This is a genomic window from Acidovorax sp. KPB24-03, assembly GCF_057546605.1.
This window is the reverse complement of sequence record NZ_BAAJYR010000868.1, coordinates 1-717: the sequence shown is the minus strand read 5'-3', so window position 1 is coordinate 717 and position 717 is coordinate 1. Positions and strand designations below refer to the sequence as shown.

1 protein-coding gene is annotated in these 717 nt (G+C 74.3%); it reads right to left on the bottom strand.

Features of this window, described 5'->3' with window-relative positions:
• A partial coding sequence (locus tag AC27KI_RS26525) for a sensor histidine kinase N-terminal domain-containing protein (RefSeq protein WP_487116858.1) occupies positions 1-717 on the bottom strand: 717 nt, incomplete at both ends.

Genomic DNA, 717 nt, shown 5'->3' with positions numbered 1-717 from the left:
CCTGGGCCACGCGCGCGAGCAGGTCGTTCACCGCGGCGCCCAGGTGCTGCACGTCGCGGGTGGAGGCCTCCACGGGCACGGGGGCCAGGTCGCGCGCGTCGCGCCGGTCCAGCGCCTGCTGGAACGCGGCCAGGGGCTGCAGGTCGCGCTGGATGGCGCGGCGCAGCCACACGGCCAGCGCCACCAGCAGCAGCAGTTGCGACACGCCCGAGTACAGCAGCACGCTGCGCAGCATGGCGCTGCGGCTGTGCACGGTCTGCGCGGTGACGACCTCGAACGGCAGGGGCTCGCGCACATCGAGCCGCACCGCGCGCAGCGCCCGGCCATGGAACTGGATGTCGGAGAACCGGTAGGCCTCGTCGCCGCGCGGCGGGGGCACGGGCAGGCCGCCGGCATTGCCCGCCAGCATGGAGCCATCGGGTCGCAGCACCGCGAAGTACACCGTCTCCACCTGATCGAACAGCACGGCCTTGACCTCGCGCGAGGTGAGCGCGAAATCGAGCGCGTCGCCCTTGGCTCGCACGTTGGCGGCCACCGCGTAGGCATCGTCGAGCAGTGAGCGGTCGAACGCGCGCTGGGTGAAGGCATTGGCCAGCAGCACCGAGCCGGCCGTGCCCACCAGCCACGTCAGGCCCAGCGGCACCAGCACGTGGCGCAGCAGCCGCGCCTGCAGCGAGCGGGGCTCGCGCTGCGCAGGCGCCGGCGGGGGGCGAGGGG